The organism is Streptomyces sp. NPDC029122, assembly GCF_055569445.1.
In genome coordinates, this window is the sequence record NZ_JBVHWK010000001.1 from 529,221 (window position 1) to 547,736 (window position 18,516).

An 18,516-nucleotide genomic window follows, 5' to 3' on the forward strand; every position below is an offset into this window, starting at 1 on the left:
CCGGTGGGCCGCGTCGGGCACGCGGCGCCGGGCACCGGGTGCGCGTCCGCCGCCGGGGGACGGTCGGGAAGGCGGGGGCTACACGGCCGGCTCCGGCCGCAGGACGGCCTCCGGGGTGAGCGTGCGCCGTACGAGCCGGTCGGCGACCTCGGTCGGGCGCCGGCCGTGCGCCGCCGCGTACGCCACGAGGTGCTGGGAGGCCTCGGCCGGGGTGATGCCCGCCGCGGCCGCGAGCATGCCGGCCGCGGTGTCGACGACCGCCTTGCCGGAGAGGGCGCTCTGGATACGGGTCACGATGTCGAAGGGGCGCGGCGTGTCCGACTGCCAGGTGACCACGGCCGTGACCGCGGTGTCGGCGAGTCCCTGGAGGAGGCGGGCTTCCGGTTCGGTGAGCCCGGTGGGTGCGTGGGCGAGGAGGTTGAGGGCTCCCACCTGCTGGTGGCGCACCCGCAGGGGCAGGGCGTGGGCGGCCCGGTATCCGGCGGCGGCCGCGAGGGCCGTGAAGTCCGGCCAGCGGTCCTCGTGCTCGGCGAGGTCCCCGGCGTGGACCGGCTCTCCGGTGGTGAAGGCGTCGACGCAGGGGCCCTGGGCGATCTGCCCCTGGAACATCTCGGTCACCGCCACCACGTCGGAGGTCGCGGTGACGGGCCGCAGCTGTCCGCGGGCGTTGACGAGCATGACCCCGGCGGCGTCCATGCCGGTGAGCCGGACGCTGCTGTCGATGAGACGCCGGAGCAGGACCAGCGGATCGATGTCGTCGGCCGTGATGTCGTTGAGGCTCACGAACGCCTCGATGATGCTCTCTTCGCGGCTCATGCCGTCACCGTTTCCCTGTCGCGGTCCTGCCACGGGGCGGGCCTACTCATGAAACCTGATCCTCCCGGCGATGACGTCGCGAGCCGTCTCGGTCACGGTCTGTCCGTGGCCGAAGGCGTGTGCCCTCAGGCGGGCCAAGGCGTCCTCGGGAGACACCCCGAGGTGCACCATGATCATTCCTGTGGCGTTGTGGACCTCCTCGTGGTCGGTCTCCGCCCCGTCCAGCCACCCGTCGGGCTGCCCGCCCGTCGTCGCCTCCCCGGCGTGCAGGGCGAGCAGCGCGGTGGTGATCGCGTCGGCCGCCGGGAAGGCGAACGACTGGTCCCGCTCCGACAGCGGCCCCGGGGTGTCGCGGTAGAGGTCGAGGGTCCCCACGGCGATCCCCCCGCCGCCCAGGGGCAGGGAGAAGAGCGCCCTGACGCCCAGGGACACGGCCTGCTCGGCGAAGACGGGCCAGCGGCGGGCGTCCTGGCCACCGGTCAGGTCCGCGGCGAGGACCGGCGCCGCCAGTGCGATCGCCGTGCGGCACGGGCCGTCCCCGAGGGTGTACTGCGCTTCGGCCAGCCGGGCGGCCCGCTCGTCGGAGGACCACCACAGCACGCGCGCGTCCGCGTCCCCGGCGAGGGAGACGGACGCCCCGGTGATGTCCAGCAGGTCGACGCAGGCACGGCAGAGAGCGGCGGGGGCGTCCGGTCGCGGCACGCCCGTCACGGCTCCCGCGAAGGCCTCGGAAAGCCGGCGTACCTCCCGCTCGCCGGAGGGGGGCCGGCCGTCACCGGAGGGTACGGGGTCCACGACGCTCCATCTCCCGCCAATCGCCCATGCCCCCATCCTCACACCTCCCGCACGTCCGGTTCCAGTGGGCACGGCGGCCGCAGGAGCGCGGGACGGGCCGTTCCGCCGACTCGTACGAGGCCCCGCCGGCGGCTCAGGCCGGGGCCTCCAGACGGGCCAGGAGCCGGCCCCGGTGGAGGTCCGCCACCGGGGCCAGCAGGTCGGGGTGGCGCAGCAGCGCCGCGCCCCGGTGGTCGTACGGGTCCGGCTCGGTCAGCCGGCGGAAGGAGACGGGCACCGTCCCCACGTGCTCCGTGCCGGTGACCGCCCGCGCCGCCGCCTCGGCGAGGGACGGCGTACCCAGCAGGCACGCGGCCCAGCTGGCGACCACCTCGTCCACCCAGGTCCGCCACGCGACGGCCCGCGGGTCGGCGGTCTCCGCCGCGCGGGCGAAGTCCGATCCGGTGATCCAGTCGAGTCTGCCCGAGCCGCCGGGTCCGGTCAGGGCCACGAGGTGCACGTCGAGCCGCGTCGGATAGCGGAGCCAGGCGGCGAGCGTGACGGCCTGGCGCGACTGGGCCTGCGCGAGGCCCCGCTGGAGCGCGCCGCGCCCGGACGGGTACGCGCGGTCGAACCACTGCGCCGTGGCCGCGATGAGCGGCGCCAGCGCGCTGTCCGTGGACACGGCGGCCTCCAGGGCGGGGTGCGGGCTTCCTCCCCTCACCTTAATGACCGAATAAACGCCATTGGAATGGAAAGGCGCGGCTCATTCCGACCGATCGAGGAGGGACACGATGGGACACGGCGGTGACGTCATCGCAGAGCTGACCACCGACCACCGGGAGGTGGAGAAGATCTTCGGCAAGATGGAAGCCCTTCCTCCGGGTGATGCCCGCAGGAAGGAGTACGCAGACCAGGCGATCATGGAACTGGTCCGCCATTCCGTGGCGGAGGAGTCCTACCTGTACCCGGCCGTACGGGAGAAGCTGCCGAACGGCGACGCGCTCGCCGACAAGGAGCTCGAGGACCACGCCGAGGCCGAGCGCATCATGAAGGACCTGGAGGGCTGCGAGGTGGGCGACCCCCGCTTCGACATGCTGGCCTCCAAGCTGATGGCGGAGATCCGCGAGCACGTGGCCGACGAGGAGCAGAACCTGTTCCCCCGGCTGCGGACCGCGTGCGGCCCGGAGATGCTCGGCACGCTCGGTGACAAGGTCCGGACGGCGAAGAAGACCGCGCCGACCCGGCCGCACCCTTCGGCTCCCGACACTCCGCCCGCCAACAAGCTCCTGGCGCCCGGCATGGGGCTGGTGGACCGCTTGCGCGACGCGATGAGCGGGCGCGGCAAGGAGTCCTGACACCGCTCGCGGGTCAGCGCTCCGATCGCAGAAGGGAGCCGTGCACGGCACGGCTCCCTCCGCCGCGTTCAGGTGCGCGGGCGTTCAGGTACGCAGGCGGCTGTTGGCGCCGTCGTGTCCGTCGGCGCTCTCGTCGTTGAACCAGTAGTCCCCCGCGGCCAGGTACCGGAAGGCGTGCGTGGCCTTCGCCGGAAGCTCGACGGTCACCGCTCGTCTGCCGTCGGGGCGGGGTGCGAGCACGTGTGTGCCCGGTCGCCAGTCGTTGAACGTCCCCACGACGCTGACCGGTCCCGGCGGGTCACCCTCGGGCAGCACGAAGGTGACCTCGGTGGCGTTCTTGCGACGCTTTCTTTCCAGCACGGAGTGCTCCCTGTCGGTGTCGGGGCCGGGGGCGGTGGGCCCGCCGAACGCCCGCCATCGTCTCGGCCCGGGCGCTCCCCGTCAGGCGACCCGCCGTGGCGGGTGCTCCGTCACCCGTCCGGACGCCGCCGATCAGGCCTGTGCCGGCCGGCGCGACCGCGCCGGCCGGCAGGGCTCCGCTCTCAGGCGGCCGGCGCGGGGAAGCGTTCCCAGACCCGGTGCTTCTCCAGTGCCCCGGTGAGCGCGTCCAGCACCGAGGAGCCCGAGTCCCCGACGATGACTCCCGGCTCGTCGGGGGCGATGCCGGCGGCCTCCAGCGCCAGCTCGCCCCCGTTCCAGCCGGCGAGGACCTTGCCGTGCCGGTAGGCCTCGGCGATCAGCAGCAGCACGCGCGGGTCGACTTCCGTCGCGCCGGGCGTGCCCGCCTTGGCGTCACGGGCGCCCCGGGCGTCGGCGGCGGGCCGGGGGGCGCCGGCGAGGACGACGGCGTCGTACTCCACCGACCGCGCCGTGGCGAAGGTGCGCTGGACGGCCACCGGCTCTCCTTCGCCGTCGAGCGTGCCGCCGGCCGGGGCGATGACGAGCGGGAGCAGGCCCCGGGCGGAGGCGGCCCGCTGCACGGCGCGCACCTCGGCGGGTTCCCCGGCGGGGTCGGCGACGATGCCGATCACCCGGCCGTCGACGGGCCAGGTCCGCCCCAGCTGGGACAGGGCCGGGCTGGGTTCGACCTCGGCGAGCGGGACGGTGGGGGCGGGAGCGGGCAGCCCGAGCCCGGCGGCCACCTGGGCGCACAGTTCGGGGTCGATGTTCGCGAGGTTGCCCAGCATCCGTTCCTTGACGGCCTGTTCGTAGCACTTGCCCAGTTCGAAGCTGTACGCGGCGACGATGTGCTCGCGCTCCGGCGGGCTCATGCTCAGCCAGAACATGCGCGCCTGGCTGAAGTGGTCCGAGAAGGAGGCGGCGGCCTCGCGGCTCTTGCTCGCCTCGGGCACCCGCACGGGCGCCTCGATGTAGGCGGCCGATTCCGCGCCCGCCAGGAAGGGGCAGCCGCCGTCCAGGCTGTTGGGCCGGTACGGCGCCACGCCGGTGTGCACGGCGGTCTGGTGCATGCCGTCCCGCAGCATGTCGTTGACGGGGGCGTGCGGGCGGTTGACCGGAATCTGGGCGAAGTTGGGGCCTCCGAGGCGGCTGATCTGCGTGTCCAGGTACGAGAACAGCCGGCCGGCGAGAAGCGGGTCGTCGGTGATGTCGATCCCCGGCACCAGGTGCCCGGGGTGGAAGGCGACCTGCTCGGTCTCGGCGAAGAAGTTCTTGGTGTTGGCGTTCAGCGTGAGCCGGCCGATGGCCTGCACCGGGGAGAGTTCCTCCGGCACGATCTTGGTGGGGTCGAGGAGGTCGATGCCCTCGAAGGTCTGCTCCGGGGTGTCGGGGAACACCTGGATGCCCAGTTCCCACTCGGGGAAGGCGCCGGACTCGATGGCGTCGAAGAGGTCGCGGCGGTGGAAGTCCGGGTCCGTCCCGCCGATCATCTGTGCTTCCTCCCAGGTCAGGGAGTGCACGCCCAGCTTCGGCTTCCAGTGGAACTTGGCCAGTACGGTCTCGCCCGCCTCGTTGACCAGCCGGAAGGTGTGGACCCCGAAACCCTCCATCATCCGGTACGAGCGGGGGATGCCCCGGTCGGACATGTTCCAGAGGGTGTGGTGGGTCGCCTCGGTGTGCAGGGAGACGAAGTCCCAGAAGGTGTCGTGCGCGCTCTGGGCCTGCGGGATCTCCCGGTCGGGATGCGGCTTGCCGGCGTGGATGACGTCGGGGAACTTGATGGCGTCCTGGATGAAGAACACCGGGATGTTGTTGCCCACCAGGTCGAAGGTGCCCTCCTCGGTGTAGAACTTCACCGCGAAGCCCCGGGTGTCCCGCACGGTGTCGGCGGATCCGCGCGAGCCCAGCACGGTGGAGAACCGGACGAAGACGGGCGTCTCGACGTCCCGGCCGAGGAAGGCCGCCCTGCAGACCTCGCCCGCGGCGCCGTAACCGCGGAAGACTCCGTGCGCGCCGGCCCCGCGGGCGTGGACGACGCGCTCGGGGATCCGCTCGTGGTCGAAGTGCGTGATCTTCTCGCGCAGGTGGTGGTCCTGCAGGAGTACGGGCCCCCGGGGGCCCGCCTTCAGCGAGTGGTCGGTCTCGTACAGCCGGGTGCCCTGCGCACTGGTCAGGTACGCCCCGCTCTGGGCGTCGCGCGCTCCTTCCGCCCCGGTGGCCTGGCCGGTGGGACTGACCGTCTCGGGGCCCTCCTGGTCCGCCTTGGGGGGCAGCGGCGGGCGCGGACTGGTCGGTTCCTCCCGCCGGGGGGAGGCGGCGGCGGGCTTGCCGGGTACGTGGTCCGCGGGGGTGGTGTCGGCGGCCACGGGCTGCTCCGGCTCGTACTTCTCGGGCATGTTCTCTCCCGCTGGTTCGGTGGGGGGCGCGGTCCTGGGGCATCGGCACCCGGCCGGCCCGGGGCCCCGCGTCCGCGGGGCCCGACGACGCTCTTGGTGGCCCGTCTGCCCGGGCTTCGCCGCCGGACACCAGGTCGGTGCAGGTCTCCTCGGGAACTCCGCCCCGCCCGGCATGGGTGTCCGGATTGCGGGGACACGCCGGACATGAGTACCCACAATCCTGACCCCGATCCCCGCACCACCCCCGGCCTGGAACCGGGCGGCTCGGTTCCGCCCGGCGAGACCCCTCCCGGCGAGGCGAGCACCTCTTCCGGCGCCGGCCCCTACCGCCCGCTGAAGCGCGGGTGGGCCAAGGGCCCGCTCGCGGTCATCGTCGCCCTGGCGGTCCTGGTGGCCCTGTTCTTCCTGGTGTACGCGATCGTGCTGGCCCTCTGACGCACAGCCGCCGCCGTCCGCGGACGCGGGCGGGGCGGCGTACCGAGTACGAGGCGGTGCTTGTCATGGACGGACGGCTCAAGGCGGTGCGGCGCTCCCGCGAACGCCCTGCGAAGCCGGCGCGGGGGCATGCGCCGGCGGTCGGACGGCGCGCGGGCCCGGCGCCCCGGCGGGGACTGCCGTGACCGGCGCCGGCGGGCCGCGGCCCTTCGCTCCGCACACGGCCGTGGTGACCGGGTCCGACTCCGGGATCGGCCGCGCCATCGCGGTCGCGCTCGCCCGCGACGCGGGGACGGACGTCGGCATCACCTGGCACTCCGACGAGGCCGGGGCCCGGGAGACCGCCGAGGAGGTGGCCCGGTCCGGGCACCGGGCCGCCGTCGCCCGGATGGACCTGTCACGGCTGCCCGGGGCGGCGGAGGCGGTGGACGGTCTCGCGAGGGAGCTGGGGGGCCTGGACGTCCTGGTGAACTGCGCCGGCACCGGCGTATCGGAGCCCTTCCTGGAGCTGGACCTGGACACGGTGCGCCGGATCCTGGACGTGGACCTGGTCGGACCGCTGCTGTGCGGCCAGCGGGCGGCCCGCTGGATGATCGCGCAGGGGCGGGGCGGGCGCATCGTCAACATCACCTCGGTGCACGAGCACCAGCCCCGCGTCGGTACCGCTCCGTACTGCGCCGCCAAGGGCGGGCTGGGCCTGCTCACGCAGGTGATGGCCCTGGAACTCGCCGAGTACGGGATCACCGTGAACTCCGTCGCCCCGGGCGAGATCGCCACCCCGATGACCGGCCAGGAGGACGTCGACGTCCGCTCGGTCGCGCGCCCCGGGATCCCCCTCGGGCGCCCCGGCGACGCGCGTGAGGTCGCGGCGGTCGTCGCCTTCCTCGCGGGGCCCGGCTCGGGTTACGTGACCGGGGCCTCCTGGGCGGTGGACGGCGGGATGCTCCGCATGGGCCCGATGGCGGGCTCGCACCTGGAGACCGACGCCTGGCGCGAGCCGTGAGCGTCCCGGCACGGGTGCGGGAAGGCCCGACGCGCACCCCGGGCCCGCCGGCAGGAGCCGCCCCGTGACCACGCGGCGGGGGGAGGACCTGCCCGGCTCCGTCCTCGGCTGGGTGCTGGAGCGCTCGCACGACGCCTCGGCACGCCAGGTACCGGCGCTGGTCGACCAGGCCGCACAGCGGCTGGGGCTGGCCGGGACCCGCCTGTACGTGGCCGACGTGCAGCAGGTGCGCCTGCTGGCCCTGCCCCAGCTCGCCACCCCCCGGCCCGGCCCGGCGGAAGCGGCGGAGGCGGACCGGGAGGCGGAGGCCCTCGACATCGACGGTTCCCTGGCCGGTCTGGCGTACCGCGGTCAGCGCACGCAGCTTTCGCGCGACCGCACCACCGCATGGCTGCCGATGATCGACGGGGTCGAGCGGATCGGGGTCATGAAGGCTTCCGGAGCGGCCCTGGACGAGGGCGGCCTGGAGGTCTGCCGGGCCCTGGCGGCGCTGGCCACGCTGATCGTCGTCTCCAAGTCCGCGCACAACGACCCCCTCGTCGTCAGGAGCCGCAGCCGGCCCATGACGCTGCAGGCGGAGCTGTTGTGGGGGTTCCTGCCGCCGCGGACGATCGGTACCAGCCAGGCGACCTCGACCGCCGTCCTGGAACCGGCGTACGACATCGGCGGTGACGCCTTCGACCACAACTTCAGCGACGGCCTGCTGCACGTGACCCTGCTGGACGCCATGGGGCACGACCTCGCCTCCGGCGGCGCCAGTGCGGCCGGCCTGGCCGCCTGCCGGTCCACCCGCCGCTCCGGCGGCACGCTCACCGAGATCGCCGTCACCATCGAACGCACCCTCCAGCAGTGGATCCCGGACCGGCTGATGACCGGGATCCTCGCCAACCTCGACACCGGGCACGGAGAGTTCACCTGGGTCAACTGCGGCCACCCGCCGCCCCTGCTGATCCGCAACGGCCACGTCCTGCCCGGAGCACTGGAACGCCCGGCCCAACTCCCCCTCGGCCTGGGCTCCCACGCCCACGAGCCTCCCCGGCAGGACCGGGCACGGCTCCAGCCCGGTGACCGGGTGCTGCTCTACAGCGACGGCGTGATCGAGGCCCGCTCCGCCGCGGGGGAGCTGTTCGGCGAGGACCGGCTGGCCGACACCGTCATCCGCTCCATGGCCTCGGGCGCCACCGCCCCCGAGGCCCTGCGCCGCCTGGTCCTGGACCTCCTCACCCACCAGGACCAGCGGCTGCACGACGACGCCACCATCGTCCTGTCCGAATGGCACCCCACCAACTGAACGCGCCGTCAGGAGCCGCCCGCACACGGACGGCCGGCGCCCGGGGCGCGGCGGTCACCCGCCCGGCGCCCGCCGTGTCACCGGTCCTGGATGCGCCGGAACGGACGCTCCGCCTCCAGCTGGAACGCGACCTCCAGCAGGGTGCGTTCGCCGCCGGGACGGGCGGAGAACATCACCCCGACGGGCAGTCCGTCCTCCGTGGTCGTCTCGGCGGGGAGCGACACCGACGGTGTGCCGACGACGTTGTCGACCGGAGTGAACGCCACGTACGCGAGGATCCGCTCGATCAGCGCCGGGTAGGGAACGGCCGGACTGAGGTGGCCGATCGGCGGCGTGGTGTGGGCGAGCACGGGGGACAGCACGAGGTCCAGCCCGCGGAAGGCGGCCGCGTACGCCTCCCTCGTGCGCTTCAGCCGGCTGAGCACTCCGGGCGTGCGGCGCCAGTTCTCCAGGTACGTCTCGCGCAGCCCCCGGCTGAGGCCGTCCATGCGGCCGCGGTCGAAGTCCGCTCCGAGGGTGCGGCCCGTGACGCCGAGGAGGAAGGACAGCATCCCCCAGTACGTGAGGAAGTCGTCGGTGAAGCCGGGGTCGATGGCGATCTCCACCGGCTCCACGGTGTGGCCGAGCCCTTCGAGGGTGGCCGCCGTCCGGCTGACCGCGGCCCGGGTGGCGGGGTCGGAGCGGACGCCGTTCGGGGAGTCCAGCAGGAAGCCGACGCGCAGCCGTTGCCCGGAGGGCCCCTCGGCCAGGCCGACGGGCGGCAGCCCGGGGTTGCGCCAGTACGTCTCGGCGGAGGCGAGGAAGGCGGCGGCGTCGCGGACCGACCGGCTCACGACGCCGTCGGTGACGAGGTCGAGCGGGAGCCGGCGGCTCTGCTCGTTCGGCACGACCCGCCCGCGGGTCGGCTTGAGGCCGACGAGCCCGCAGCAGGCGGCGGGGATCCGGATCGAGCCGCCGCCGTCGTTGGCGTGCGCGACGGGCACCGCTCCGGCGGCGACGAGCGCCGCGCTGCCGCCCGAGGAGCCGCCGGCGGAGTGGCCGGTGTGCCATGGGTTGCGCACCGGCTCGGCGCCCTCGTACTCGGTGGTGGGGCTGAAGCCGAACTCGGGCATCCGGGTCTTGCCCAGCACGGTGACCCCGCTGCTCAGGAACTGCCGGGCGAACGGCGCGTGCCGCCGGGCCTCCCTGGGCCGGAAGGCGGCGCTGCCGTGGCCGGTGGGCAGCCCCCGGTAGTCGGTGTTGTCCTTGACGAAGGTCGGCACCCCGGCGAAGGGCCCGACGGCGGCGCCGGTGCGCGCGGCGGTGTCCGCGTACGCCTGGACCGCGTGCAGCCGGGCCTCGACCGCCCGTACCCGTTCCCGCGCGTCGCGGGCGGCCTCCGCGGCGGAGACCTCGCCCCGCCGGATCGCCGCGGCGAGACCGACGGCGTCGTGCTCGCCCAGGGCGTCGTCCCGGAACGCGTGCACCGTGGCCCGTTCTTCGAAAGTGGTCACCGCTGATCAGCCCCCGCCCTCTGAGTGGTCGCCCGCCATCATTGCTTACCGCGCAGTAACACGGGAGGGGGCCGACGGTCCGGCGCTCAGGGCCCGGGGCGGGGGTTCTCGCCGGGGACGGGCATGAAACCGATGCATTCCACGTCGATCTGGTCCGCGAAGGCCGCCAGCACGCCCGCCAGGCGGAGGGTCGTTCCGGGGTCGAGTTGCGCCCCGCCCCGGCTCACGGTGTGCAGCCACTCCCCCGCGACGTGCCGCAACAGGGCGGTCACCTCGTCGGCGGGGATCAGTACCCGGCCGTCAGGGACGGAGATCAGGGGGATGGACGCGTTCACGACGGCACCACCTCCCTTCCTCCGCCGACGGGCGCGCTTCAGGTGTCCGGCTCGGCGGCCGCGATGGCGGCGAGGGCCGAGCCCGGATCGCTTTCCACCGCCAGGTCGCCGAGGGTGACGACGCCCACCAGTTCTCCGTCCTCGGTCTGGACGGGCAGGCGGCGCAGGGCGTTGCGGCGCATGAGGGCGACGGCGTGGTGGACGTCGTCGCCGGGTCCGACGGTGAGCAGTTCGGTGCTGCAGATCGCGTGCACGGTCGTCTCGGCCGGGTCCCGGTTCTCGGCCATGCCCCGGATGACGAGGTCGCGGTCGGTCACGATGCCGTGCAGCCGGCCCCCGTCGACGACGAGGACGTCCCCGATGCCGGCGTCCCGCATCACGCGTGCGGCTTCGGCCAGCGAGGTCAGCTTCTCCACCGTCACCGGGTTCGAGGTCATCACCTCGTGGACGCTGCGGGTCATGGCTCCTCCGGCTGCTGGAAGCGGCTCCTGCCGGGTCCCTACCCGCCCCGGCCGGCGGTACGCCACCCCGGCCCGGCCCCCGGCCCGGGGGCTCCGTTGCCGGCTCCGGCGACGCCGCGATGAGTCCGGGGGCGGCGGCCCGGTCCGGCGGTGGCCGGAACTCGACACCCTGCCCCGGTGACCGGGAGGCCGTGCTCCCGGCCGCCGTCGTGCGGCGGGTACGGTTCCGGCATGGACGTTTCCACAACGAGTTCGAACGCAGAGGACACGGGCCGGGCGGCCGTGGTCAAGGACGCCGCGCGTGCGCAGTTGGCGAAGCTGGGGGCGGCGGCGCTGTCCCCGGAGGCCGTGGCGCACGAGAGCGGTCTCGCCGTCAGCGACGTGGAAGCCGTCTTCCCGCACCGGGACGACCTGCTGACCGCCCTGGTCATAGACGCGTACGACGCTTCCGGCGCCGCGATGGAGCGGGCCGACGCGGCCGCCGCGGCCGAAGGGGCCCCGGCCGGTGCGCGTCTCCTCGCGGCCACCCGGGCACTGCGGCGCTGGTCGTTCGAGAACCCGGCCGAGTTCACGCTGATCTACGGTTCGCCCGTACCGGGGTACCACGCCCCGCAGGACACGGTCCCGCCCGCCTCGCGTACGCCCGCGGTCCTCGCCGGGATCATCCGGTCGGCACTGGAGGCCGGTGAACTCACTCCGCCCCGGCGGACGCCGCCCGCCCGGCAGCTGCTCCTGCCCGAGGCCGTGGCGGCCTTCGGCGGGGTGCCGGGGGCTCCGTTCTCGGACATCATCGAACGCGGCATCGTCCTCTGGAGCAACCTGATCGGCCTGCTGGTCTTCCAGGTCTTCAGCCGCACCCACGACAGCGTCAGCGACGAGGCCGCCTTCTTCGACTACGCGATCGCCGTCGCGGCCGAGGCCGTCGGCCTCGACGTCCCCCTGGCCGAGACGACCGACTGACCGTCCGCCGCCCCCGCGGCACCCGCAGAAAATCCAGGACGTGAACACCACCAGAACCCTCTGCTTCGTCATAGCCGCGCTGTCCTCGTACGCGGCGCTCGTCTACCGGCTGTGCCAGGCACGGCGCAGCTGGAAGGACAGTGCCTACCGCGCGCTGATCACCACCCTCCTGCTCCAGTGCCTGACCTTCACGATGGGCGCGGTCGCCATGGGCGGCGGCAGCTTCCTCGGCGTCGGCAACCTCGCCATCCTCCTCATGCACCTGGCGGCGGTCGCCTTCTGCGTGAGTTCGCAGATCATCCTGCTCAAGTGGGCGGACGCCGACGAGGAGGCGGTCCGCAGGGCCCGCTGGTGGACGGTCACCGGCATCGGCCTGAACGTGCTCCTCGTCGCGCTGTTCCTGCTCGCCGACGGCCCGGGCCGGCCGTCGTCGGACTTCGACACGGGCAGCGGCCAGCCGCTGGTCCTCACGTACCTCCTGGCCTTCATCGTGTCGCAGGCCGTTCCGTGCGTCACGATCTTCCGCCAGTGCGGGCCCTACGCCCGGATGACGGACAACGCCTCGCTGCGGCAGGCGCTGCGGATGCTCCGCGTCGCCGCGGTGGTCCTCTTCCTGTACTGCTCGGCGCGGACGGTCAACATCCTGACGGCGGCGGCCGGGATCGACATCGGCGTCTGGAAGCTCGCGTCGAACATCTTCAGCGCCGCGGGCATCGTGATCCTCTCGCTGAGCCTCACCAACTCCTCCTGGGGCCCCTCGGCCACCAGGCTCCTGGGCTGGGCGAGCAGCTACCGGTCCTACCGGGCCCTCTACCCGCTGTGGCGGGACCTGTACGAGTCCTCCCCGGACATCGCGCTGGAGCCGCCGGGCGCCTCCGTCTCGGAGATGGACTACCGCCTCCACCGCCGGGTCGTCGAGATACGCGACGGATGGCGCGATCTGCGCCCTTACATCGACCGCACCGCACCGGGTGCCGGGGGTCCGGGCCAGGAGGCCAGCGAGGAGTCGCGGCAGGCTTTCACGGAGGCGGCGCAGATCAAGCAGGCTCTGCTCGCCAAGCGGAACGGGACAGTCCCTCACGACAACAAGGACGCCGGCGATTTCGACGACCGCGACACCGACAACTTCACGGCGGAGGTGGCATGGCTCACCCAAGTCGCGGCCGCCTACAGTAAGCTCGGCACCGCGAGTTGAAGCTCCCGCCCGGTTTGCATCCCCCGTCAAACCGGGCGGGCAGCTCCCCCGTTGCCCCCCGTCTCCGCACGGGGCGGGACGGGCGGACACCGCCCGGACTGGCCCGGCCCATCCCCCGAGGGCCGGGCCAGTCCGTTTTTCACCGGCAAGCCAACCGACGAACCCCCGTGAGTCGAGTTAACTGCCAGCTATCGGCGAGACCCAACGTTGGCGGAGTCCAGCCCAATTGTCAACTGACCGCTAATCTGTGAAACTGACGTATAGCCAAGGGCTATACCGAGGAGGTGACGGGAGGAAGGATCACCAATGACCGAGACTGAGACCGAGGCCGGCGACCGGCCCCTGCTCGCAGTGCGCCTCGACGACCTCTTCAAGACCGTTCGCCCCAAGGGCAAGCACTGGACCAATGCCGAGGTCGCGGAGGAACTCAAGCGGGCCAATCCCGAACTCAAGGTCGGCGGTGTGTACCTGTCCCAGCTGCGGACGGGCAAGCGCTCCAACCCCTCGCCCGACCTGCTGGCGGCCCTCGCCCGCTTCTTCGGCGTCTCGGTCGCCTACTTCTTCGACGACAAGGTCGCCGAGTCCGTGCTCAGCCAGGTCGCCGCCATCGAGGCGCTGCGGCAGTCCGGGGTACGCGCCGTGGCGATGCGGGCGGCGGGGATGAAGAAGGAGAACCTCCAGGCCATCACGGCCATCATGGACCAGTACCGGCAGTTGCAGGGCCTTCCCCCCGTCACCGACTCCAGCGAACCCGAATGAGGGGCGCCTGGAAGGAGCGGGCCGCCGACCACGACCGCCGGAGCCGGCTCAAGAAGCTCCGGAAGGCCGGAGCCCGGCGGATCGCCGAACTCGACCTCCCCGAGGCCCCCGACGTGGCCGAGCTCTGCCGCCACCTCGGCGAGGTCCGCGACCGCCCCATCATCCTGGTCCCGATGCAGATGCCCTCGTCGCACCCCTGCGGCATGTGGGTCGCCGCCCGCGACGAGGACCTGATCTTCTACGACGCCAACACCACCAGCGCGCATCAGGAGCACATCATCTTGCACGAGCTGGGCCACATCATCTGCTGCCACCGCGGGGCCGGCGGACTGGACGAGGCGGCCGCCCGCCTCCTCTTCCCCGACCTCGACCCCGACATCGTGCGCGACATGCTCCTGCGCGCGACCTACGACGACGTCCAGGAGCAGGAGGCGGAGATCATCGCCTACCTGCTCTCCCAGCGGATGGGCAGCGCCGAACAGCGGCACGGCACCGACGCGGACGCACAAGAGGGCGACCGGCCCGTCAAGAGCGCCACGCTCAGCCGCATCGAACGCACCCTGATCTGAGATGGGCTTACCTCCTGGCGGACGCCACCTCCTCGGCCAGCAGGGCGACCGCGCGCCGGATGTCGTCCTCGCGGTGCTCGCTGGTGATGAAGAAGCGCAGCCGCGACAGCCCCTCCTCCACGGCGGGGTGGAAGATCGGATCGGCGACGACGCCCCGTCCGAAGAGTCCGCCCGCCACGCGCAGCGTCTTCGCCGAGTCCCCCAGGATGCACGGCACGATCGGCGTTCCGGCGCTGGAGCCCGTGGCCAGACCGGCCGCGCCGGCGAGGCCCAGGAAGAGCTCGGAGTTGCGTCTCAGCGCCCGCACCCGCTCCGGCTCCGCGGCGATCAGCTCGGCGGCGGCCAGCGCCGCGGCCGCGTTGGCCGGGGTGAGGCCGACGCTGTAGACGAAGCCGGGGAGCGTGTGGCGCAGCCAGCGCACCATCCGGGCCGAGCCGCCGAGGTAACCGCCGCAGCTGGCGAAGGCCTTGGAGAGGGTGCCCATCCACAGGTCCACATCGGAGCGGTCGACGCCGAAGAACTCGCCGACGCCCCGGCCGCGTTCGCCCACCGTTCCGATGCTGTGCGCCTCGTCCACCATCAGCAGGGCTCCGTAGCGCTTCTTCAGCTCGATCACGGCGGGCAGGTCGACGAGGTCACCGTCCATGCTGTACGCGCCCTCCACGGCGATCAGGACCCGCCGGAACCGGGACCGGTTGAGCCTCAGCATCTGCTCGAGCCGGCCCATGTCGTTGTGCTCGAAGGGGCGCCGGGCGGCACCGGACAGGGCGCAGCCCTGGAGGATGCTGTCGTGGGCGAGCGCGTCGTGCACCACGAGGTCCCCGGGGCCGACGAGGTGGCCGATGGCGGTGACGTTGGTGGCGTGGCCGCTCACCAGCGCCAGGCAGTCCCCGACGCCGAGGAAGTCCGTCAGGGCCCGTTCCAGGCGGACGGTGAGGTCCCGTTCGCCGGAGAGCACGCGGCTCGCCGAGACCGAGGTCCCGTACCGGTCCACGGCCTCGTGCACGGCCTCGTTGACCGCCGGATGGCCGGAGATCCCCAGGTAGTTGTAGCTGCCGAAGGACAGGTACGGGCGGCCCCCGATGACCGTGGTGTCGGAGATGGTGCCCTCGTGGACGCGGAAGTACGGGGAGCCCTCCGTGCTGCCGGTGACCGCATCGAGCCGCTCCTCGAACCGGGCCACCTCGGGGAACTCGTCGATGTCGGCGGAGTCGGCGCTCCACGTCGGCGGCGCTTCGGCGGGAACCGGTTCCGTGACGGGGACGGTCGTCGCCGTGCCGTCCTCATCACCGCGGGCCAGCGCGATCAGCCGGCCGATGGTGAGGCCGGCCGAGAAGAGTTCCTCGGTCCGGAAGCCCGGCACGCGCTTGCCGATGGTGACCTCCAGCTCCTGCAGCATGAGGGAGTCGAAGCCGAGGTCGGTCACGAGCGTCATGCCGGGGTGCAGGTCGGAGAGCGGGAAGACGCCGGCCCGCGACACCTCCTCGAGCACGGCGGTGGCGACGGAGCCGCCGCCGTGCGGGGCCGCCCGGCCCGCTTCCGGCCGGTCCGTCCCGTACGCGTCCGCGGGCGCGTCCGGGCCGGACAGCTCCCGCGCCGACTCGTCCACGGCCCAGTGGCGGCGCGGGGCGAGCGGGCTCGGGGGCAGCGTGCACGGGGGTATTCGCTCCCCCGGCACCGGGAGCGGCCGCGCGACGGGATCTCCCGTACGGCCCGCCTCCACGCGCGCGGCGGCTTCAGTCAGCCGCGCGACGGCGTCGACGGTGTCCTCCACCACCAGGGTGAGGCGTTCCCCGAGGGGGGCGCGGCGGGCCAGGGTGTCCGCCACCGCGGCCGGTTCCGGCCTGTCCTCGGCGATGACCTCCGCCAGTTCCCGCGCGTGGCGGGCCAGCCCCGCCCGGTCGCGGGCGGTGAGCACCAGCACGTGCGGGCCCTCCGCCCGCGCCGTACGTGCCGCCGGTGCGGGGGCCTCCTCCACCACCATGTGGACGCCGGTGCCGCCGAAGCCGAAGGCGCTCACCCCGGCCCGCCGCGGTCCGCCGCTCTCCGGCCAGCGGACCGGCGCCGTGGGGACGGTGAGCCGCGCGCCGTCGAGGAGGGAGGCGTCGGCCGGCTGGAACTCCGGCTGCGGGGGTATGACTCCCCGGTGCACGGCCAGTACCGACTTGATGAGCCCGGCCATGCCGGCGGAGTTCAGCGAGTGCCCGACCACCGCCTTCACCGCCCCGAGGTAGGCCGGCGGTGCCTCCTCGCCGCGCAGTTCGCGCAGGACGGCGAGCTCGACGGGGTCGCCCACCGTGGTGCCGGTGCCGTGCGCCTCCAGGTAGCCCACCGCGTCCGGCGTCAGGTCCGCGTCGCGGTAGGCGCGGCGCAGGGCCCGGAGCTGGCCGGCGGCCTGCGGGTGCATACCGCCCTGCACGGTCCCGTCGTTGGCCGTGCCCACGCCGCGGATCACCGCGTAGACGCGGTCGCCGGCGGCCAGGGCGTCGGAGAGCGGCCGCAGGACCAGGACGCCGGCGCCCTCGCCCAGGACGAAGCCGTCGGCCTTCGCCCCGAAGGGCAGGCACCGGCCGCTGCGCGAGATGGCGCCGATCCGGCACAGCCCCACCAGCAGGTCGGGGGTGAGGACCAGTTGGGCGCCGCCGGCGAGCGCGATGCGGGAGCGGCCCGCGCGCAGCGCGTGCACGGCGTTGGCCACGGCCATGAGGCCGCCGGAGCAGGCGGAGTCGAGGGCATAGCTCTCGCCGTGCAGGTCGAAGACCGAACTGATGGTGTTCGGGCCCATGTTGAGCAGCAGTCCGGCGGCGGAGGTGCCGTGCAGCCCGTCGACCGCGCGGACCGTCTCGCGCCAGCCGGGGTCGGCCGCCCGCGCCCCGAACTCGCCCCCGGCCAGCTGGCGCATCCGCAGCCGCATGGTGCTGAGCTGGCGGTAGCCGCTCTCGGTGAGCGCGGTGATGACCGAGGTCTCCTCGCGGTCGAAACCGTCCGCCTCCCATCCCGCGTCCTGGAGGGCCTCGCGGGCGAGGTCGATCAGCAGCCGGTGCTGGGGGTCCATCGCCCTGGCCCGGCGCGGCGGGATGCCGTAGTGGGCGGCGTCGAAGCGGTCCACGTCCGGCAGCAGGGCCATGGTGTCGGTGTAGGCCGCCGAGGTGTCGCGGAAGTCGTCGCTGAGGAAGGCGGCGGCACGCCACCGCGAGTCGGGTACCGGGGAGAACTGGGGGCGCGGGTCCGTCAGGAGGCGCCAGTACTGGTTGACGTCACGGGCGCCGGGGAACCTGCACGCCATGCCGACGACGGCGATGTCGTCGCGGGTCACGGTGGCCGGCGGGGTCATCGGCCGGCCGCCAGCCGCTCGCGCCACCACGCCACCGTGGCCTTCACCTGCTCGTCGACGGGGGTGGCCCGCTCGGTGAGCGCGGCTTCGTAGGCGCTCGCGTCGACGACGAACGGGCGGTCGAACTGGTAGCGGATCTCCTTGAGTTCGCGCAGCAGCGGGGAGAAGAGCGACCCGATGCCCAGGACGGCGGGAGGAAGCCCGCGTACGGCGACGGGACCGGTTCCCGCCTCGGCGGCCAGCCGGCCGGCCATCTCCCGGACGGACAGCGGGGGCTCGGTCGGCACGTGCCAGGCCCGGCCCCAGGCCCGTTCCTCGCCCGCGACCTCGGCCAGGGCCCTGGCCACGTCGGGAAGGTAGGTCCAGCTGTGCGGGGCGTCGGGGTCGCCGAGGGCGGAGACCGGCTTGCCGCGCAGCAGCGCGGGAACCACCCGGGCGGCCAGGTGCCCGCCGTCGGTGACGCCGGGTCCGAAGAAGTCGGAGGCCCGCACCTCGACGGCCTGGACGCGGCCCTGTTCGTGGAGGGCGCGCGCCCGTTCCCAGCCGGCCGCGCGGACCCGCCCCTTGGGACCGGTCGCGGCGAGCGGCAGGTCCTCCGTCATGGGGACGTCCACCGGGCCGTACCCGTAGAGGTTGCCCAGCATGACCAGGACCGCACCGGTGGCCTCGGCGGCCGCGCACACCGACGCGACCAGCGCCGGCCATTCACCCGCCCAGCGGTGGTAGGGCGGTGCGGCGCAGTGGTAGAGCGCGACCGCGCCGCGCGCCGCCTCGGTCAGCCGCCCGGTGTCCCGGGCGTCCAGTGCGACGTGCTCGATGCCGGGCTCCGGGGCCCGGCCCGAGGCGGTGACGACCTTGACTGAGTGGCCCCGTTCGGCGAGCAGCCGAGCGGTGGCGGCTCCGGCGGGCCCGAAGCCTATGACGACATGAGAGTTCAC

18 protein-coding genes are annotated in these 18,516 nt (G+C 73.7%); 8 read left to right on the forward strand and 10 right to left on the reverse strand.

The features are described 5' to 3' along the window. Positions 1 to 78: 78 nt before the first annotated feature. From ACZ4WZ_RS02325 to ACZ4WZ_RS02335, 3 genes are all read right to left on the reverse strand, one after another. Positions 79 to 816: a GAF domain-containing protein gene (locus ACZ4WZ_RS02325; protein WP_467884142.1), complete on the reverse strand. Its 738-nt coding sequence runs from the start codon at positions 814 to 816 to the stop codon at positions 79 to 81. A 42-nt stretch (positions 817 to 858) separates the two neighbouring features. Continuing rightward, positions 859 to 1,611, reverse strand: coding sequence for a GAF and ANTAR domain-containing protein (locus ACZ4WZ_RS02330; protein ID WP_467884144.1), 753 nt, complete (start codon positions 1,609 to 1,611; stop codon positions 859 to 861). A 133-nt stretch (positions 1,612 to 1,744) separates the two neighbouring features. Then, the gene (locus tag ACZ4WZ_RS02335) at positions 1,745 to 2,275 is read right to left on the reverse strand and encodes a hypothetical protein (protein ID WP_467884146.1); all 531 of its coding nucleotides are present in this window, start codon (positions 2,273 to 2,275) and stop codon (positions 1,745 to 1,747) included. Positions 2,276 to 2,384: 109 nt separating this feature from the next. Between ACZ4WZ_RS02335 and ACZ4WZ_RS02340 the strand changes: the two genes are divergently transcribed. Further along, a complete protein-coding gene (locus ACZ4WZ_RS02340; protein WP_467884148.1) occupies positions 2,385 to 2,948 on the forward strand; it encodes a hemerythrin domain-containing protein in 564 nt (187 codons plus the stop codon). A gap of 84 nt (positions 2,949 to 3,032) precedes the next feature. Here ACZ4WZ_RS02340 and ACZ4WZ_RS02345 read toward each other — a convergent pair whose 3' ends face one another. Both ACZ4WZ_RS02345 and ACZ4WZ_RS02350 read right to left on the reverse strand, forming a co-directional pair. Beyond that, positions 3,033 to 3,308, reverse strand: a complete 276-nt coding sequence (locus tag ACZ4WZ_RS02345) for an isoamylase early set domain-containing protein (RefSeq protein WP_467884150.1) — start codon at positions 3,306 to 3,308, stop codon at positions 3,033 to 3,035. Between the two features lie 182 nt (positions 3,309 to 3,490). Then, complete coding sequence (locus tag ACZ4WZ_RS02350) at positions 3,491 to 5,743, reverse strand: catalase (protein ID WP_467884151.1); 2,253 nt, start codon at positions 5,741 to 5,743, stop codon at positions 3,491 to 3,493. A gap of 204 nt (positions 5,744 to 5,947) precedes the next feature. Here ACZ4WZ_RS02350 and ACZ4WZ_RS02355 point away from each other — a divergent pair, with 204 nt between their 5' ends. The 3 genes from ACZ4WZ_RS02355 to ACZ4WZ_RS02365 all read left to right on the forward strand — a co-directional run bounded on the left by ACZ4WZ_RS02355 (position 5,948) and on the right by ACZ4WZ_RS02365 (position 8,472). Beyond that, complete coding sequence (locus tag ACZ4WZ_RS02355) at positions 5,948 to 6,178, forward strand: DUF6480 family protein (protein WP_467884152.1); 231 nt, start codon at positions 5,948 to 5,950, stop codon at positions 6,176 to 6,178. Positions 6,179 to 6,359: 181 nt separating this feature from the next. Beyond that, positions 6,360 to 7,181, forward strand: coding sequence for an SDR family oxidoreductase (locus tag ACZ4WZ_RS02360; protein ID WP_467884153.1), 822 nt, complete (start codon positions 6,360 to 6,362; stop codon positions 7,179 to 7,181). Positions 7,182 to 7,245: 64 nt separating this feature from the next. After that, entirely contained in the window at positions 7,246 to 8,472 is a 1,227-nt protein-coding gene (locus ACZ4WZ_RS02365; RefSeq protein WP_467884154.1) for a PP2C family protein-serine/threonine phosphatase, read from the forward strand. Between the two features lie 77 nt (positions 8,473 to 8,549). On the opposite strand, the gene ACZ4WZ_RS02370 is transcribed toward ACZ4WZ_RS02365, so the two are convergent. The 3 genes from ACZ4WZ_RS02370 to ACZ4WZ_RS02380 form a co-directional block, all read right to left on the reverse strand. Next, entirely contained in the window at positions 8,550 to 9,965 is a 1,416-nt protein-coding gene (locus tag ACZ4WZ_RS02370) for an amidase (RefSeq protein ID WP_467884156.1), read from the reverse strand. An 86-nt stretch (positions 9,966 to 10,051) separates the two neighbouring features. Beyond that, positions 10,052 to 10,300 (reverse strand): DUF6213 family protein, encoded by a 249-nt coding sequence (locus tag ACZ4WZ_RS02375; protein ID WP_467884158.1) that lies wholly within the window; start codon positions 10,298 to 10,300, stop codon positions 10,052 to 10,054. 38 nt (positions 10,301 to 10,338) lie between these two features. Then, the gene (locus ACZ4WZ_RS02380) at positions 10,339 to 10,761 is read right to left on the reverse strand and encodes a CBS domain-containing protein (protein WP_467884160.1); all 423 of its coding nucleotides are present in this window, start codon (positions 10,759 to 10,761) and stop codon (positions 10,339 to 10,341) included. A 231-nt stretch (positions 10,762 to 10,992) separates the two neighbouring features. Here ACZ4WZ_RS02380 and ACZ4WZ_RS02385 point away from each other — a divergent pair, with 231 nt between their 5' ends. From ACZ4WZ_RS02385 to ACZ4WZ_RS02400, 4 genes are all read left to right on the forward strand, one after another. Next, positions 10,993 to 11,721, forward strand: a complete 729-nt coding sequence (locus ACZ4WZ_RS02385; RefSeq protein ID WP_467884161.1) for a TetR-like C-terminal domain-containing protein — start codon at positions 10,993 to 10,995, stop codon at positions 11,719 to 11,721. 40 nt (positions 11,722 to 11,761) lie between these two features. Next, on the forward strand, positions 11,762 to 12,916 hold the full coding sequence (locus ACZ4WZ_RS02390; protein WP_467884163.1) for an MAB_1171c family putative transporter: 1,155 nt from the start codon (positions 11,762 to 11,764) through the stop codon (positions 12,914 to 12,916). A 306-nt stretch (positions 12,917 to 13,222) separates the two neighbouring features. Next, entirely contained in the window at positions 13,223 to 13,675 is a 453-nt protein-coding gene (locus ACZ4WZ_RS02395; RefSeq protein ID WP_467884165.1) for a helix-turn-helix domain-containing protein, read from the forward strand. Beyond that, entirely contained in the window at positions 13,672 to 14,244 is a 573-nt protein-coding gene (locus tag ACZ4WZ_RS02400) for a toxin (RefSeq protein ID WP_467884166.1), read from the forward strand. Before ACZ4WZ_RS02395 ends, ACZ4WZ_RS02400 begins: the two co-directional genes overlap by 4 nt. A 7-nt stretch (positions 14,245 to 14,251) precedes the next feature. Here ACZ4WZ_RS02400 and ACZ4WZ_RS02405 read toward each other — a convergent pair whose 3' ends face one another. Together ACZ4WZ_RS02405 and ACZ4WZ_RS02410 are read right to left on the reverse strand one after the other, a co-directional pair. Next, positions 14,252 to 17,530, reverse strand: a complete 3,279-nt coding sequence (locus ACZ4WZ_RS02405; protein ID WP_467884220.1) for an aminotransferase class I/II-fold pyridoxal phosphate-dependent enzyme — start codon at positions 17,528 to 17,530, stop codon at positions 14,252 to 14,254. 44 nt (positions 17,531 to 17,574) lie between these two features. Next, the gene (locus tag ACZ4WZ_RS02410; RefSeq protein WP_467884168.1) at positions 17,575 to 18,516 is read right to left on the reverse strand and encodes an NAD-dependent epimerase/dehydratase family protein; all 942 of its coding nucleotides are present in this window, start codon (positions 18,514 to 18,516) and stop codon (positions 17,575 to 17,577) included.

Bases quoted from the DNA above. Each gene is read 5' to 3' on its own strand.
- ACZ4WZ_RS02395 (WP_467884165.1), top strand. From the start codon at position 13,223: ATGACCGAGACTGAGACCGAGGCCGGCGACCGGCCCCTGCTCGCAGTG.
- ACZ4WZ_RS02355 (WP_467884152.1), top strand. From the start codon at position 5,948: ATGAGTACCCACAATCCTGACCCCGATCCCCGCACCACCCCCGGCCTG.
- ACZ4WZ_RS02325 (WP_467884142.1), bottom strand. From the start codon at position 816: ATGAGCCGCGAAGAGAGCATCATCGAGGCGTTCGTGAGCCTCAACGAC.
- ACZ4WZ_RS02350 (WP_467884151.1), bottom strand. From the start codon at position 5,743: ATGCCCGAGAAGTACGAGCCGGAGCAGCCCGTGGCCGCCGACACCACC.
- ACZ4WZ_RS02405 (WP_467884220.1), bottom strand. From the start codon at position 17,530: ATGGCGTGCAGGTTCCCCGGCGCCCGTGACGTCAACCAGTACTGGCGC.
- ACZ4WZ_RS02340 (WP_467884148.1), top strand. From the start codon at position 2,385: ATGGGACACGGCGGTGACGTCATCGCAGAGCTGACCACCGACCACCGG.
- ACZ4WZ_RS02380 (WP_467884160.1), bottom strand. From the start codon at position 10,761: ATGACCCGCAGCGTCCACGAGGTGATGACCTCGAACCCGGTGACGGTG.
- ACZ4WZ_RS02385 (WP_467884161.1), top strand. From the start codon at position 10,993: ATGGACGTTTCCACAACGAGTTCGAACGCAGAGGACACGGGCCGGGCG.
- ACZ4WZ_RS02400 (WP_467884166.1), top strand. From the start codon at position 13,672: ATGAGGGGCGCCTGGAAGGAGCGGGCCGCCGACCACGACCGCCGGAGC.